The organism is Nitrosococcus oceani ATCC 19707 (assembly GCF_000012805.1).
Classification (GTDB): Bacteria; Pseudomonadota; Gammaproteobacteria; order Nitrosococcales; family Nitrosococcaceae; genus Nitrosococcus; species Nitrosococcus oceani.
The window spans coordinates 1,833,177-1,849,296 of the sequence record NC_007484.1 but is presented as its reverse complement, the minus strand read 5'-3'; the positions used below and the strand labels follow the sequence as shown (position 1 = coordinate 1,849,296).

Annotated in this window: 14 protein-coding genes and 3 tRNA genes; 7 read left to right on the top strand and 10 right to left on the bottom strand. The window is 44.9% G+C overall.

All coding sequences use genetic code 11. From position 1 onward, the window contains the following. The first annotated feature begins 53 nt into the window (after nucleotides 1-53). Nucleotides 54-722: a Bax inhibitor-1/YccA family protein gene (locus NOC_RS08930; RefSeq protein ID WP_002810552.1), complete on the top strand. Its 669-nt coding sequence runs from the start codon at nucleotides 54-56 to the stop codon at nucleotides 720-722. A gap of 82 nt (nucleotides 723-804) precedes the next feature. On the opposite strand, the gene NOC_RS08925 is transcribed toward NOC_RS08930, so the two are convergent. The 9 genes from NOC_RS08925 to queA form a co-directional block, all read right to left on the bottom strand. Beyond that, nucleotides 805-1,317, bottom strand: a complete 513-nt coding sequence (locus NOC_RS08925) for a thermonuclease family protein (protein ID WP_011330720.1) — start codon at nucleotides 1,315-1,317, stop codon at nucleotides 805-807. A 716-nt stretch (nucleotides 1,318-2,033) separates the two neighbouring features. Beyond that, nucleotides 2,034-2,264: a helix-turn-helix domain-containing protein gene (locus tag NOC_RS08920; RefSeq protein ID WP_002809353.1), complete on the bottom strand. Its 231-nt coding sequence runs from the start codon at nucleotides 2,262-2,264 to the stop codon at nucleotides 2,034-2,036. Between the two features lie 378 nt (nucleotides 2,265-2,642). Then, the gene (locus tag NOC_RS08915; protein WP_342341971.1) at nucleotides 2,643-3,614 is read right to left on the bottom strand and encodes a lysylphosphatidylglycerol synthase transmembrane domain-containing protein; all 972 of its coding nucleotides are present in this window, start codon (nucleotides 3,612-3,614) and stop codon (nucleotides 2,643-2,645) included. A gap of 317 nt (nucleotides 3,615-3,931) precedes the next feature. After that, nucleotides 3,932-4,255: a HesB/IscA family protein gene (locus NOC_RS08910; protein WP_002809558.1), complete on the bottom strand. Its 324-nt coding sequence runs from the start codon at nucleotides 4,253-4,255 to the stop codon at nucleotides 3,932-3,934. Nucleotides 4,256-4,270: 15 nt separating this feature from the next. Beyond that, nucleotides 4,271-5,428 (bottom strand): cysteine desulfurase family protein, encoded by a 1,158-nt coding sequence (locus NOC_RS08905; RefSeq protein WP_002809255.1) that lies wholly within the window; start codon nucleotides 5,426-5,428, stop codon nucleotides 4,271-4,273. A 2-nt stretch (nucleotides 5,429-5,430) separates the two neighbouring features. After that, a complete protein-coding gene (gene iscR / locus NOC_RS08900; protein WP_002811538.1) occupies nucleotides 5,431-5,931 on the bottom strand; it encodes a Fe-S cluster assembly transcriptional regulator IscR in 501 nt (166 codons plus the stop codon). A 61-nt stretch (nucleotides 5,932-5,992) separates the two neighbouring features. Then, a complete protein-coding gene (cysE, locus tag NOC_RS08895; protein ID WP_002810400.1) occupies nucleotides 5,993-6,769 on the bottom strand; it encodes a serine O-acetyltransferase in 777 nt (258 codons plus the stop codon). Nucleotides 6,770-6,852: 83 nt separating this feature from the next. Further along, nucleotides 6,853-7,596 (bottom strand): RNA methyltransferase, encoded by a 744-nt coding sequence (locus tag NOC_RS08890; protein ID WP_002809904.1) that lies wholly within the window; start codon nucleotides 7,594-7,596, stop codon nucleotides 6,853-6,855. A gap of 2 nt (nucleotides 7,597-7,598) precedes the next feature. Then, a complete protein-coding gene (queA, locus tag NOC_RS08885; RefSeq protein WP_002811324.1) occupies nucleotides 7,599-8,633 on the bottom strand; it encodes a tRNA preQ1(34) S-adenosylmethionine ribosyltransferase-isomerase QueA in 1,035 nt (344 codons plus the stop codon). Nucleotides 8,634-8,717: 84 nt separating this feature from the next. Here queA and NOC_RS08880 point away from each other — a divergent pair. Then, a tRNA-Leu gene (locus NOC_RS08880) sits at nucleotides 8,718-8,804 on the top strand. A 38-nt stretch (nucleotides 8,805-8,842) separates the two neighbouring features. On the opposite strand, the gene NOC_RS08875 is transcribed toward NOC_RS08880, so the two are convergent. Next, nucleotides 8,843-9,307, bottom strand: a complete 465-nt coding sequence (locus NOC_RS08875) for a hypothetical protein (protein ID WP_002811630.1) — start codon at nucleotides 9,305-9,307, stop codon at nucleotides 8,843-8,845. Nucleotides 9,308-9,349: 42 nt separating this feature from the next. Here NOC_RS08875 and uvrC point away from each other — a divergent pair, with 42 nt between their 5' ends. The 5 genes from uvrC to mfd all read left to right on the top strand — a co-directional run bounded on the left by uvrC (nucleotide 9,350) and on the right by mfd (nucleotide 16,078). Next, nucleotides 9,350-11,149 (top strand): excinuclease ABC subunit UvrC, encoded by a 1,800-nt coding sequence (gene uvrC / locus NOC_RS08870; protein ID WP_002809054.1) that lies wholly within the window; start codon nucleotides 9,350-9,352, stop codon nucleotides 11,147-11,149. 84 nt (nucleotides 11,150-11,233) lie between these two features. Continuing rightward, entirely contained in the window at nucleotides 11,234-11,809 is a 576-nt protein-coding gene (gene pgsA, locus NOC_RS08865; protein WP_011330719.1) for a CDP-diacylglycerol--glycerol-3-phosphate 3-phosphatidyltransferase, read from the top strand. A gap of 45 nt (nucleotides 11,810-11,854) precedes the next feature. Then, nucleotides 11,855-11,930 (top strand) — tRNA-Gly (locus tag NOC_RS08860). Nucleotides 11,931-11,984: 54 nt separating this feature from the next. Next, nucleotides 11,985-12,058 (top strand) — tRNA-Cys (locus tag NOC_RS08855). A gap of 543 nt (nucleotides 12,059-12,601) precedes the next feature. Further along, complete coding sequence (mfd, locus tag NOC_RS08850) at nucleotides 12,602-16,078, top strand: transcription-repair coupling factor (protein ID WP_002809086.1); 3,477 nt, start codon at nucleotides 12,602-12,604, stop codon at nucleotides 16,076-16,078. Nucleotides 16,079-16,120 lie beyond the last annotated feature (42 nt).

The following is a 16,120-nucleotide window of genomic DNA, read 5'->3' as shown; positions in this document are numbered from 1 at the left end:
TAAGCGGTTGTCACACTTGGCGAAACTCCTAATTTTAGAGTAAGGATGATGCGATGCGTTACAATAATCAAGTAGTTTTACAGAAAACCTCTTCGATATCCACAACCAATAAATTGGTGCGTAATACTTATACCCTTCTTGCTGCAACTCTGCTTTTTAGCGCTGTCACTGCAGGAGTTGCCATGGCGGTTAATGCCCCCCCTGTGCATTGGGTAATTACATTGATAGGCTATTTCGGTTTATTATTTCTGACTAATGCGCTACGCAATAGCGCATGGGGATTAGCGGCTATCTTTGCTCTTACCGGATTTATGGGCTATACATTAGGGCCCATTCTTAATTTTTATCTGGGTCTACCTAATGGTCATGAAACAGTGATGCTCGCACTAGGGGGTACTGGCGTTATTTTCTTCGGTCTTTCAGGCTATGCCCTAACAACCCGTAAAGACTTCAGCTTTATTGGCGGTTTTCTGATGGTAGGTATTTTAGTGGCCTTCCTTGCGGGACTAGCTGCTATGTTATTCCAAATTCCCGCTTTATCTTTGGCCGTTTCTGCTATGTTTATCCTGTTAATGTCAGGCTTTATTTTGTTTCAGACCAGCCTACTTGTTAATGGGGGCGAAACTAACTATATCATGGCCGCTGTCGGTCTGTATGTGGCGATTTATAACTTATTCCTAAGTCTGTTACATCTCTTAGGAATTTTTGGTGGTGATGAGTAGTTTCTCAATTAAACCACTTCGAGTTCAAGGAAAGACCTCGTATTTTCCGGGGTCTTTCCAGAAGAGAGTTATTCAGGAAAAATTACCGGATAATCGTATCAGGAAATCCCCATATCCCGAAGCCTTTATACCGTGCAATTCTTTCAAGTGCGTGATACTCGAAGGGAGCATAAGGCAAGGCTAGCGCCCAACCTTGCCTTAGTAGGTAAGATGCGAGATCTTCCCCCATGGAAACGGAAGTATAATTCGCGTGGCAAATGGCGCTGATACTACCATCTTGATTGATCCCCTGTTCCTTGCAGTGGATAAATCCCTGAATTTTGAAGTCTAGAGCTAAGGCAGCCTGTGGCATACAACGCCTTGGTTGCAAAAATGAGCGGCAGGTTGTTTCCGTAAAGGGAATGTAAATGCCATAGAGACGAATTATTCCTCTGCTCATTCTCAGTGAGCCATCCTTTTGTACCATCGCATAGCCAGTAATGTCAGCAATTGCGGTAGGTATTGCCATAAATGAAAAAATAACCAAGATGACAAAAAAATGGTGAGGTATTTTAAACGGTGTTTTCACTCTCATCTTATAAGTTATCTCTTGCAATAATCCCCGCTTAAAATTAGTCTTGAATTTTCTCTTATAGTTCCTGGGCCAAGGTCCAGTTTTCGCTTTGCCTCCCTTCTATTTTGCCCTCCGCTTTTTGGTGTGATGCCGTCAACGCTTCTATCTTCTCTTGTATCCTTAGCCTTTTGCTTTTTTACTTGATGGGTCTGGGCTAAGGTTTAGCACTCCCCTTCATGGAGATTCGCTGGAGCACATGTTATAAGGTATTTTATTACATAATACAAAATATTACACATTATAATGCTATGTCACTAAGAATTTCGTATGAAAATAAACCTACGATAAGCTAAGTTATCGTGAGTTAGATTCGTAGGGGTCTACAAAGGTACCAAATATCGTCCAAGGAAAAAGTAGTGTAGCGGCCCAGTCGGCAACGAACTAGTAAACGCAGGGAGAGGAAAAAACCGGCTAGCAAATTTTCTCTACCCCTGTTACCACAAAGAACGGGGGCAGCTTGCGATCATTCAGGAAAGGAATAATATGGACATAAAATGATAATCGTCACACATTAGCTTTTTAAGCTCGAAGAGCAGAATTATCCCTGCTCTATCCTGGAGTCGGACGTCCGACTCCAATACTTCTCTTTAATGCCTTGTGAGGCAGCGTGTGATCTTACTTACCTCATTTTGAATGTACGCATGGCGGCTCATAAGTTGAAAATTTTCAATTAAGGCAATTTCATCAAGGAAGAAGTATTAAGTGAGCTCCCTTAGCTTCTTACCTTTATCTTTATCTTCCAGAAGCGCAACAACGCTACAATCTAGCGCCTTGGCAATTTTTCTAAGCGTAGGTAACGTGATACTCTCATTTTCTTCACGCTCAATTTTACTCAAGCCGCTTTGATTTATACGAGCTTCTTTGGCTAACTGGGTTTGAGTCAGTCCAGCGGCTATACGTAATCCTTTGATATTCTTGCCTACGCTCATGATCCTACCCCACAGAATGGATGTGTTTTGCTTTAATCTAAGAAGTGAGGATTATATTCCTGTTGATAAAAGTATTTCAGCCGTTGCACTGCTCATAGACCTACTCCAGAGCTTCATCCACGAACTCAGCACTTATTTTTTTTTGCGCGTTAGAAATAGATGCAGTGTAGATTTTACCCGCTGTGCCTCGACCTCGTTCTTGACTCCGCCACAAAATTGCGCGGCACGCTTTTGCTGTTCGGTGGCTATTCTAATTGGTGTACCTGCAACAAACTGTGCCAACAGGAATAATTGCTGGTAACACCCTAACTTACAATGCCTTACGCACAGACTAACTCCTAACTTATTTAAAATCAGGTGTCAGCCCCTAAAATTTTTTTATAAGGACTTTTTAGTAGTAGCTTGGGCTAAGGTTTGAAATATCACTGGCCCTGCTACTGCGACAAATACCGGTGCGCCAGCAATAAGATACCAATAAAAGGTAGCAAAACGCCAGAGAACAAGGGCAGTTGCCAGTGTGGCGCTATCAAGAAAAGGTCCTAGCATCACCCCAAATCCCAATTCGACTCCCCCGCTCCCCCCCGGCAAGAAGGTGAAATGTCCCAGGGTCAGTATTAATACTTGGGTAATAAATAGATAAGGCCAGGGCACATTTTCGCCTAGGCCTAAAAGGAGAACATAAAGAACACTAAAGCGTAACAGCCAATGAGCGACACAGAAGAGATAAGCAGCGTATAAATGCCGTCGAGGGAGTCCTAAGAGGAGCATTAGACCATGGCGAAGACGTAACATCCAGCGCGCTGCTCGCTTGCGACGGGGAGTAGAGACCTTGAATAATTTTAATAGATAGCCAAATACTCGCAACAATTTTTGATATTGCCGAGCCAGAATCCACATTACCCCCATCCCACCGGTGAGCAATACCACCACCAAAACAAACCCGAGATGAATATCATAGGCCACATTGGTAGCCAACTTTATCACTACGATGATTGAAGCGGTAATAAAAAACAATAAGTCTATTCCCATCTCCATGGTAAAGATGGCTGCTGCATGAGCAGTTTTCACACCGTATCTATTTAAAAGGTAAATATAGCTAACAATTCCGCCGCTCCCTGCAGGAGTAGCGGAAAAAGCAAATTCCCATGCCATAACCGTTCCGAGCGCGCTTCGATGTGAGAGTTTAGTATCTACCGCAGAGACTAAAATCCGCAGTTTAGCAGCATTAAAATTCCAACCAAGCACGATCATTGCCAGGGTAAGCAGAGGGAGCCAAAGGGGCACTTGGCCAAGACGCTCAAAAACTGCCAGCCCACCATAGCTGAATGGGATCGCCAAACCTAGGCCCATGGCTAGCAGGGCTAAAATCCAATAACGTCTCACAGGTTAGATTAAAGTAGTTAGTTGGGATAAAGGATTCGACAAGCTGAGTGGGCTTATCGCTGACATAAGATAGGGGCTATTTCACTCGGAGGGGAGGCCGTGATAACGTGAAATAGCTTAAGGAAAAGAGAGGAACTTTTTGCTCCCTTTGCAAGCGTTTGCGCATTTACGTAAACAATTTTGGGGTTCCGCACCTTTTTATTAACCCCTTGATTTACAAAGGAAAGTTATTTAATTTAGATATTTGATCATTGATCAAGGGTGATATTTCATTACAAATAAAGTTAAATGCTAAAACTTTCTCCGCAACCACAAGTTCCGGCCACATTTGGGTTTTGAAATTTAAAGCTCTCATTCAAACCCTCGCGCCGGTAATCCAATTCAGTACCGTCAATAAAATTCAGACTTTTTTTATCAACTAGGATTTTAACTCCGTCATGATCAAAAATAGTATCTTCCGATTTTACCTGTTTTGCGAAATCAAGCACATAGGCATATCCTGAGCAGCCGCTTTTTTTGACGCCTATGCGCAGGCCTTCTACATTTTCTTGCTGTGAGAGAACCTTCTTAATCTGTTTTAACGCAGAAGCTGTAACTGTAATTGCCATCTTTTTACCCTCTCCTTATACGCCATAACCAACATCGCACAATAACATCCGCTGAAGTTTACTTATTTGACTTTTTAATACCGTAATCAGTTCATTGATTTGGGACAAATTATTATCCACCCCGATGCTGACACGAATCGCCCCTTGCGCTAGTTCTGGTGCTATCCCCATAGCCAACAATACGTGGCTGGGTTGGTGATGGTTGCTATCGCAAGCGGAACCGCTAGAGACTCCTATTCCCGCCTTATCCAAAGCCATCAACAAAGTCTCTCCCTCTATTCCTGGTACAGTAAAAAATAGAGTATTAGGCAAGCGTTCAGCTTTTTCTCCAAAGACGACAATCCCCGGCAACTGCTGTAAGGATTGCTCTAGATATTCCCGCAATTGAGACCAGTCGCGAGCACGTTGATTCATCTCTAGACTTGCAAGTTCAGCGGCTTTGCCAAATCCTGCAATAGCAGCCACGTTTTCGGTACCGCTACGGCGGCCTTTTTCTTGGCCACCTCCTCGCAGAAGCGGAAAAATATCTACGCTACTATCCACAATTAGCGCACCTACTCCCTTAGGGCCTCCCATTTTATGAGCAGAAAGGCTCATAAGGTGAACACCGCTGTGGTGAAAATCTAGGGGCACTTTTCCTACTGCCTGGACCGCATCGGTATGAAATAAGCTTCCTTGGATGCGCACTTCTTCACTCAAAGTAGTAATATCTTGTAAAACCCCAGTCTCATTGTTCGCCCACATGATAGAAACCAAACGAGTATCGGGACGTAACGCTGCCCCTAGAGCTAAGGGGTTTACTCTTCCTTCGGAATCCACTTCAATTTCAGTTATTTTAATTCCTTGTGCTTGTAAAGCTAATACAGGCTCTCGAAGAGAGGGATGTTCCACTGCACTGATTGCAAGGTGACCTTGAGGATGGGGACCCATCGCTCCAAATATGGCTAAATTATTGGCTTCAGTACCACCGCTTGTAAAAATAACTTGGGAGGGTGCTGCCTGTACTAAGGCGGCTACCTGGATGCGAGCTTGCTCTATGGCCTCTCGAGCAATACGACCGTAGCGGTGTACGCTAGAAGGATTTCCCTGTTGTTCACGAAGGTAGGGGAGCATGGTATCCAATACCCGTTCATCCAGCGGAGAGCCTGCATTATGATCGAGGTAAATTGCCATTTTTAAGAAATACGATTTGTACCTATAATAACAACGGGTACGGCACGATCAACACTGTTTACCGAAACAGCATCCTCCAGCCGCATCGCAACTTTTTTGATGTCATCACGCTGAACTAGTTCACCCAAAGTAATGCGGGCAAGAAATTCATAGATCTGCCGGCTGAGATCTTCCCACAGATCATGGGTAAGGCAGCGCTGGTTCTCTTGGCAGTTTTTTAATCCCCCACAACGCGTGGCGTCCATGTTTTCATCAACCGCAGTGATAACATCGATTATGCTGATTTTCCCCGCTTCACGACTTAGGCGATAACCACCCCCCGGACCTCGAACACTGCCGACTAAACCTTTTTTGCGTAGCCGAGCAAAGAGTTGTTCTAAGTAAGAGAGAGAAATCCCTTGGCGGCGAGAAATATCAGCTAGGCTAATCGGACCTTGTTCATAATGTAAAGCCAAGTCCAGCATCGCGGTCACCGCATAACGACCTTTGGTTGTTAGCCGCATGTTATTAAGCGTTCCCTAGTTCTGTTAGCCAAAGAGTTACATAACTGACTATATTAGTCAACTATTTGGCTATTGCTGATTTATCCTCGGCAACCTGCCGTGCTTGTTCCTCGTCTAAACTAGGTAAGTGTTCCCCAGGAAGATCTCCTCCTAAATTCTTAATCTCGGCCGTCATTTGCTCAATACGTTCATCTAAACGCTGAATATGCTCAATCAGGCCATGAATAGCCCGTTCAATTGGATCAGGCGTATCTTGGGGGGTGCCATAGGCATCAAATCCAATACGCTTGGCCATTGCTTGATGCTTGGCCTCTCTGCGTTGATCTTTCGATTGAACCATGCGCCCCGGAACTCCAATAACAGTGGTGTTTGCAGGAACACTCTTAACTACCACTGAATTAGAACCTATCCGTACTCCACTACCTATGTGAATAGGTCCAAGAACTTTAGCGCCCGCTCCTACTACCACATTATTTCCTAAAGTAGGATGCCGTTTTCCTTTTTGCCAACTGGTTCCTCCCAAGGTTACCCCATGATAAAGCGTACAATCGTTCCCGATCTCCGCGGTTTCGCCGATTACTACGCCCATTCCGTGGTCGATAAAAAAACGCTGCCCAATCTGAGCCCCTGGATGAATTTCGATCCCGGTTAACCAGCGGCTTAAAGTAGAAATAGCCCGTGCCAGCCATTTAGCTCCTAAATTCCACAGTCGATGACTCAGTCGATGCCATACAATGGCATGGAATCCTGGATAGGTAGTAATTACCTCAAAGGCATTACGTGCCGCGGGATCCCGCTCAAATACGCACTTTATTTCTTCTTGCAAGCGTTTAAACATAAAAAGGGTACCTCTTCCCCTGACTAATCCAGCTATGCCGGTCAGACTCCTGCTATTCTTTCTTGCGGCTGCATAAAAATTTATTATTTTTTCATCGCAGCTTCGGGGATCTGCGCTTTTTTCTGGACGGCGGTTAAAATTCCCCGTAAGATATTGATTTCACGTACATTAAGATGAGCGCGAAAAAACAGGCAGCGTAAGCGTCGCATTAAAAGCTTGGGATTACTCGAGTTAAGAAAATCGATCTTTATTAAGGTTTGCTCTAGGTGTCTAAAAAAACCTTCTATCTCCCCTATAGAGGCTGATGGCGATTCTGCGGAGTGCCGGGAGTCATCCATCATGGAAGCCATCCGGACCTCATAGGCCATCACCTGTACCGCCGCCGCTAAATTTAGGGAGCTGTACGTTGGATTACTTGGAATATGAACCCAATAATTACAACGATCTAGCTCAAGGTTAGAAAGCCCTGAATTCTCTCGGCCGAATACTATTGCTACCTCTCCTCCTCTTAGGGCCTCTTGGACAACGAGGACGCCAGAGTCCCGTGTATTTAGCACTGGCCAGGAAATACTTCTAGACCTGGCACTCAGTCCAAATACTTTTTGACAACCCGTTATTGCTTGGGCCAAGCTGGTGCAAACCTTTGCTTGGGCTAGTAATTTATCTGCGCCCGAAGCCATTGCTGTAGCTTCAGCGCAGGGAAAGCGCTTTGGATTGACTAAATATAAGTGGCATAATCCCATGGTACGCATGGCTCGCGCCGCTGCTCCAATATTGCCGGGATGGGTGGTTTCTACCAATACGATGCGTACTTTTCCTAATGGCATAGTCAGCCTGTTTTAGCTTCAGTAATAAACATGGCATCGCCATAACTGAAAAAACGGTAACCTTTTTTTATCGCATGGCGATAAGCAGCTAATACGTGCTCACTGCCTGCAAAAGCGCACACCAACATAAGTAATGTAGTTTCCGGCAGATGAAAATTAGTGATTAAAGCATTCACAGTATGGAATCGATGACCAGGGAAGATAAAAATCTCCGTTTCCCCTTGGTAAGGTGCGATAACCCCTTTCGCAGAAGCAGCTTCTAGTGCCCGCACCGTCGTTGTTCCTACTGCCACTACTCTCCCTCCTGCCTGTTGAGTATCTCGTATTTGAGCGCAAATTTGCTCTGACACCTCCACGTATTCCGAGTGCATTTGATGTTGGGTGATGTTTTTAACCCGTACTGGCTGAAAAGTTCCCGCTCCTACGTGGAGAGTGATATAACCTGATCGTATTCCCTGGGCTTGTAACCGTTTTAGTAGTGGCTTATCAAAATGTAAGCCAGCCGTTGGAGCGGCGACGGCACCTGGACGAGAAGCATAAATGGTTTGATAACGTTCCTTATCAACAGGTACCGTTTTCCGTTGAATATAGGGAGGTAAGGGCATTTGACCTATTGCTTCAAGGAGCTGCGGTAAGGGACGGGGATCTAGAAAGCGTAGTTCAAATAACTCCTTAACTCGGCCCTTTACTTCTACTTCTACTGACTGCTCCATCACCAGACGCCGCCCTGCTCGCGGGGGGTTGTTTGCCCGTATATGAGCTAAAGCTCGGTGTTGATCTAGGAATCGTTCTATTAATATTTCTATCTTACCTCCACTATCTTTAGTTCCTTGAATCCGGGCTGGTATTACCTTAGTGTTATTAAATATTAATAAATCCTTCGTTGATAATAACTCAGGAAGCTCGATGAATTGCCGATCTTTAACGATTCCAGAGGCGCCTTCTAAAGATAATAAACGGCTCTCTCCACGCCGTTTGGGTGGATATTGAGCAATTAACTGTTTGGGGAGGTTATAAGTAAAATCGCTTAGCTGCATAACATATAATTTAGCATTATCAGCTACAATTACAGGTTTATTTCTTTTCGGATATTAAAATTCGTATATAATAGTATGTTATGTGCCGAGGTGGCGAAATAGGTAGACGCGCTAGACTCAAAATCTGGTGGTGGTAACACCGTGCGAGTTCGAGTCTCGCCCTCGGCACCATTTTTAAAAGCTAGTTGCACGAGGTGATATTCTTAGTGCTATTTATTTCTTCTAGCATTCCCTAGTGTAGTAATATCTCCTGTAGTGCTAATATACTGAATTTCCTGGAAATGAGCATTTAGAATAAAGGTAATTGTTCGAAGTTCTCCTCCTGCAAAAAACTCCATTTTACCCACGCAAGTCTTCGGTTTAATTTTTATAGAGTGTATCTCTAGAGGGATGGGAGGGAGAGGCTGCCCATTAACACTAAGAAATGCCTCTCCTTTACCTGTTCCATCTTTTTTTAGTAAAAACCAACCTATTTGGCTAAAAGGTACCGCTCCGAAAGCTACATGTGTTCCACTTTCTGAGAGAACCCATCTTCCAGCTAATTGAGCTACTGAGCAATCTTTGGTCTTTACATTTACATTTAAGGAACTTACGTCGGCCTGTACATTTAAAAAATTCATAAACATCAACAGCCCAGTAAAAGTTAAAAAGATCTTAAACCATGAAAACTTCATTATTTTTATCTTCCTATTTTAAATAAGATAACCGCCGGAAATATGGCAAATTTCGATATTGATGATTTTCTGAGGAATTTAACTCCTTGCCCAGGTGTTTATCGTATGCTAGACGCCAAAGGAAAAGTGCTCTATGTTGGTAAGGCAAAAAACCTAAAAAGGCGGATAAAGAGTTATTTTAGAAATTCCAAATTAGCACCTAAAATTCATGTTCTAGTAAAGCAAATTTGCGATATCAAAATTACTGTGACTCATACGGAAAATGAAGCACTGATTCTAGAAAGTAATCTTATTAAAGCTCTGCAACCTCGCTATAATGTATTATTAAGGGATGATAAGAGTTACCCTTACATTTTTCTCTCTGCTGACGATTTTCCCCGTTTAGGATTTCATCGGGGGGTGAAACAAGTTTCTGGCCAATATTTCGGCCCTTATCCAAATATTAGATCGGTATGGCAAACGCTGAAACTACTTCAGAGGGTTTTTCCCGTACGCCAGTGTGAAGATAACTTTTACCGTAATCGTTCTCGTCCCTGTCTACAATATCAGATCAAACGCTGCACTGCTCCTTGCGTGGGCTTAATCAGTAAAAAAGATTATAGTCAAGATATTCAACACGTAGTGATGTTTTTAAAAGGGCGGGATCAACAGGTTATCAATGAGTTGGTAATACGTATGGAAGAAGCTTCCGGGCAACTTGCTTTTGAACAAGCAGCCTATTACCGGGATCGAATTGCTAGCTTACGCCAAATACAGGCACGTCAGTATATAAGCGGTGAAAAAAAAGACATTGATGTGCTTGGGGTCGCTCTTACGGAGAAAATGGCTTGTGTGGAGGTTTTTTTTATTCGTGGTGGGCATAATTTAGGAAATAAGACTTTCTTACCTAAGCTTGAAGGAAATCTAACACCAGAAGAGTTACTTTCTACCTTTATAGCACAATATTATTTGAATCGAGAGACTCCGCCCATCCTTATATTAAGCCACCAGCCTAAAGATATGGGTTTGTTAACTGAAGTACTAAGCAAGCAGGCGGGAAGAAAGATTGCTTTGATAAAGCCAGTTCGTGGTCCCAAGGTGCAGTGGATAAAAATGGCTTTAGCCAATGCTAAGATTAATTTAAATCAACATCTCGCAGAGAAATCGAACATTACCGCACGATTTAAAAGCTTACAGCAATTACTAAGCTTAGCAAACTTCCCACAACGGATTGAGTGCTTTGATGTTAGTCATATTCAAGGAACGGCTACAGTGGCTTCCTGCGTAGTATTTGATAGAGAGGGTCCCCGTAAGGCTGATTACCGTCGTTTTAATATCACAGGGATCATTCCAGGGGATGATTATGGAGCCTTACGTCAAGCGTTAATGCGGCGTTTTAAAAAAAAAGAGGGAGTATTTCCAGATTTGCTCGTGATTGATGGTGGTAAAGGTCAGATAAATCAGTCGCTTAGAGTTCTTAAAGAAATAGGCATTACAGAAATCACCGTGTTGGGTATAGCGAAAGGGCCTGAACGTAAGGCAGGGAATGAAACCTTATTTTTGGCGGGATATGAGAATCCGGTAATGGTAACATCTGATTCTCCAGCTTTACATATATTGCAACATATCCGTGACGAAGCTCACCGTTTTGCTATTGTTAGCCATCGTAAACGCCGTGCTAAGGGGGGTAAGCTTTCCCTTTTAGAGGGAATATCTGGATTAGGTCCCAAACGTCGTCGGAAGCTATTGATTCAACTAGGTGGATTGCAGGAGATAACACGGGCAGGAGTTGAAGATCTAGCTCAAATAGAGGGAATTAGCTTGGAATTAGCTCAGCGTATTTATGACGTTTTTCATAGATGATAGTTAAAAATAAGTCTAATGGAGAATAGCGGTTGTGGTAAGGTAAGGATTCCGTGGTTTTTTAAGCGGGAAAGGGCCAAATTTATGCCCATCTATACGATCCCCAACGTAATGACAATTTTGCGTATTGTAGCTATCCCCATTTTGGTGACAGTGTTTTACCTTCCTATACCCAATGCCCGTGAAATTTGCGCAATATTATTTGGTATAGCCGCTGTTACTGATTGGTTAGACGGCTATTTAGCAAGACGTTGGCAGCAAACTTCACCGTTCGGGGCCTTTTTAGATCCAGTTGCCGATAAGCTAATGGTCGTCATCGCCTTGATATTACTCTTGCAAAGTCACCCTTCTGTGCCAATGGCTCTTTCAGTAGCGGTTATTGTTGGTCGGGAGCTTACGATATCGGCGTTGCGGGAATGGATGGCGGAGATAGGGCTGCGGGCTAGTGTTGCTGTTTCTATGCTAGGAAAATTTAAGACTACTTTTCAGATGATTGCTGTTTTTTTATTACTTTATCAGAATCCTATCGGCCCTATTCCGGTATGGGATATCGGTTTAATTCTTCTCTATATTGCGGTTGCCTTAACGCTAGGATCAATGATTGTTTATCTCAATGCTGCTTGGCCGGCATTAATGGGGCGGATAGAAGATCAAGCTTAACTTGACATAGAAAAGTTCGCTGTTACAATAATTATCGCTTTATGGGCGGGAATAGCTCAGTTGGTAGAGCACAACCTTGCCAAGGTTGGGGTCGCGAGTTCGAGTCTCGTTTCCCGCTCCAAATAGTACGATTAAATTTATCTCATATATTAGTAATATTAGCTAACTTGCTTCAGGCTGGGTGGCAGAGTGGTTATGCAGCGGCCTGCAAAGCCGTGGACGCCGGTTCGATTCCGACCCCAGCCTCCATTTCGATCATTTCGATTCCTTTTCTTCTTTATATATGGTGCTTAAAGAGTGTAAATTTTTGTAGTAGAGCCCGGGTGGCGAAATAGGTAGACGCAAGGGACTTAAATAATTTGAGCACCTAGGTGGGAAACCCCTAGTGTGAATGGAGTCAAATTCGGGGAAACCTCAGCAAGTTTTAGGATGGTGGCAATCCCGAGCTAAGCCTTAAAGGAAAGCGTAGAGACTTGACGGCTCCTACCTAAATCATTAATTATTTGATTAGTGATAAGGTAAAGATAAAGTCCAGACCACAAATGTATTTGGTATTTTATTAGACAAGTGCAGCAGCGAAAGCTGTAGCTGGTAAGAAAATCCCTTGGGGGTAACCCCGTGCCGGTTCGATTCCGGCCCCGGGCACCATATGAATTCTTTCAAAGAAGGGAATAAAGAATGCCTATCATTTTCTTTAATTCTGGTTAGTTAAGTTTGAAAGAGATATAATATGATGCTTTTTAGTCTATATTTAGAATCTAGCAATTTTTATAAATTTGCCAGAACTCTCCTATGCCACCTGCTTTAAATCTCGCCTCTCTAGCACCAGTCTTACCCCGACAGGCTGGTGACCATCATCGTTTTGGTCAACTTTACGGAAGCAGTTTTGGTCTGGTATTAGCGGCCTCCGCCTATTATCATCCGGGCCCTATTTTGGTCATAACACCAGATACGATTACGGCAAACCGGTTGGAAGATGAGCTCCGCTTTTATCGCAACGGCCAGGAAGATAGCCCCATCCTCCATTTTCCTGATTGGGAAACTTTACCCTATGACACTTTTTCTCCCCATCAGGATATCCTCTCCGAACGGCTTGCCACCCTTTACCAATTACCTCGCTTAGAGCGTGGTATATTGATCGTTCCAGTCTCCACCTTAATGCAGCGGCTGGCGCCCCAAGAATATCTAGAAACCCATAGTTTACTGGTGGCAACTGGCGATCACCTTCACCTGGAGAATTGGCGCAAGCAACTAGAAAAGGGAGGATATCGTTGTGTCTCCCAGGTAATGGAGCACGGCGAATTCGCCATTCGGGGTTCCCTCATCGACCTGTTCCCCATGGGCAGCACGCTGCCTTATCGAATCGATCTCTTTGATAATGAAGTGGATAGTCTCCGCAGCTTCGATCCGGAAACCCAGCGCTCTCTGCAATCGGTAGCACAGATCCAACTGCTACCTGCCCGGGAATTTCCCCTGGTAGAAGAAACGATTACCCGATTCCGAAAGAACTATCGGGGCGCCTTTAACGGTGATCCTCAGCGCAGCTTGATTTACCGAGAGGTAAGCGAAGGACATCCTTTTCCAGGAATAGAATATTACCTGTCGCTTTTTTTCGACCACACTGATACCCTATTCGACTATCTCCCTAACAATACGCTGGCTGTCACTGTGGAAGGAGTCAACACCACTGCTGAGAGTTTTTGGAGAGAGATTAATGCTCGCTACGAGCAATATCGCCACGATATAGAGCGCCCTCTTCTACCCCCCCCAAAACTCTATCTGCAAGCCGGAGAGGTCTTTTCCTCCCTTAAACACCTACCTCGAATCAGTCTACAATCCTCAAAAGTAGAGGAAAAAGCCGGTTATCAAAATTTTTCTACTGAGGCGCCGCCCTCGCTTATGCTCAATGCCCGTATTTCCCAGCCGCTGAAAACTCTCAACCAATTTATAAAAAGCTTTACGGGGCGGGTCTTATTTGCCGCCGAAACCGCAGGACGCCGGGAAACTTTGCGAGATTTATTCAAAGACAGTGGAATTCGGCCCCATTTCTTTGAAAACTGGGAGACTTTTCTGCAAGCTGAGGAACGTCTTGGTATTACCGTTGCGCCTCTACAGCATGGCTTGCTGCTCAGCGAGCCACGGACCGCCGTGGTCGCGGAGTCTCAATTATTTGGCCAACAAGCCATGCAGTACCGCCGTCGTAAGGAGCGTACCCGTGATGCGGATGCGGTAGTTCGGGATTTAGTAGAACTCTCCATCGGCGCCCCAGTGGTCCATGAGGAACATGGTGTGGGCCGCTACTTAGGACTGCAGACCCTAGAAGTTGGGAAAGTCCGCACCGAATTTATGGCGTTGGAATACGCAGGAGGAGATAAGCTCTATGTCCCCGTCTCTTCTCTCCACCTGATTAACCGCTATACTGGCGCCACTCCCGAGGCGGCGCCCCTGCATAAACTCGGTTCCAACCATTGGGAACGAGCCAAGCGTAAGGCCCGGGAACGAGTCCGAGATGTAGCCGCCGAACTGCTAGCTATCTATGCTCAGCGGGCGGCTCGAAAAAAACTGCCCCTGCCTACCCCAGATTCTCACTATACCGCCTTTGCTCGCGCCTTCCCCTTTGAGGAAACCCCGGACCAAGCGGATGCTATCCAAGCGGTGATTGCCGATTTGACTTCAGATCAACCCATGGATCGCCTCGTCTGTGGAGATGTGGGTTTTGGTAAAACTGAAGTGGCGATGCGGGCGACCTTCATTGTCTCACAAGCAGGCAAGCAGGTGGCAGTACTGGTGCCTACCACGCTCCTGGCCCAGCAACATTATCAAAGCTTTAAAGACCGGTTTGCCGATTGGCCAGCGCGGGTAGAAGTTATATCCCGGTTCCGTTCCCGCAAAGAACAAGAAGCAGTGATCAGTGGTATTGCTGATGGCCGAGCAGATATTGTGATTGGCACCCATAAATTGCTGCAGGAAAATATCCGTTTTAAGAATCTAGGATTGGTAATTATCGATGAAGAACACCGCTTTGGAGTCCGACAGAAGGAACGGATGAAGGCTCTACGAACCGAGGTGGATATTCTCACCCTAACTGCAACCCCCATTCCCCGAACCCTCCATATGTCTCTGTCCAATCTCAGGGATCTCTCCATCATTGCCACGCCACCGGCGCGGCGTCTAGCTATTAAAACTTTTGTGCGGCAATGGAATGACAATCTTCTCCGGGAAGCATTATTGCGGGAAATCAAGCGAGGGGGACAAGTCTATTTTCTTCATAATGAAGTAGAAAGCATTAATAAAATGGCCCAGCGAGTTCAAACCCTTTTTCCTGAAGCCAAAGTGGGCATTGCCCATGGTCAGATGCGGGAGCGGGAGCTAGAACAGGTGATGCTAAATTTCTATCACCGACGTTTTAATGTCCTGATTTGCACTACTATTATTGAAACTGGGATTGATATTCCTAGCGCCAATACTATCATTATCCATCGGGCCGATAAATTGGGCTTAGCCCAATTATATCAACTCCGGGGACGAGTGGGACGCTCTCACCACCGAGCCTATGCCTATCTGATTGTCCCTCCTCGCTCGGTCATGACCGCAGATGCGATCAAACGCCTAGATGCCATTGAGTCCCTGGAAGAACTAGGTGCTGGTTTTACCTTAGCTAGCCATGATATGGAAATCCGGGGGGCGGGTGAACTACTGGGTAAAGACCAAAGCGGGCAAATGCAAGAAATCGGCTTTGATCTTTACCATGATCTGCTAGAACGGGCAGTCAATAGCTTAAAGTCCGGGCAAGCCTTGGATTTAGAGCAACCACCGGAACAAGGTTCAGAGGTCGACCTCCATGCTCCCGCCCTGATCCCAGAAGATTACCTCCCGGATGTGCATACCCGATTAGTGCTCTATAAACGGATCGCCACCGCCAAAAATCACCAAGCACTGACAGAACTTCAGGTAGAGATGATTGATCGCTTCGGTCTATTGCCAGAAGCCACTAAGACTCTATTTGCTACCCACGAACTCCGCTTAAAAGCAAATGAAATCGGTATTCGCAAGATCGAAGCAGGTGCCCATGGCGGTCGGATTCACTTTCAATCGGAACCTAAAGTGGATCCTATGGCCATTATTGATTTAATTCAGACACAGCCTAGCGTTTATAAACTCGATGGCCAGGAAAAGCTGCGCTTTACCCGAAAACTTCCTACGGTCCAAGCACGCTTAGAGACCCTAGAAAAATTGCTAAAAATACTGATCATGAAAAAAGCAGCCTAGAAACTGAAACGCTTTACCGAAACCACTGAACGAGACTCTCTC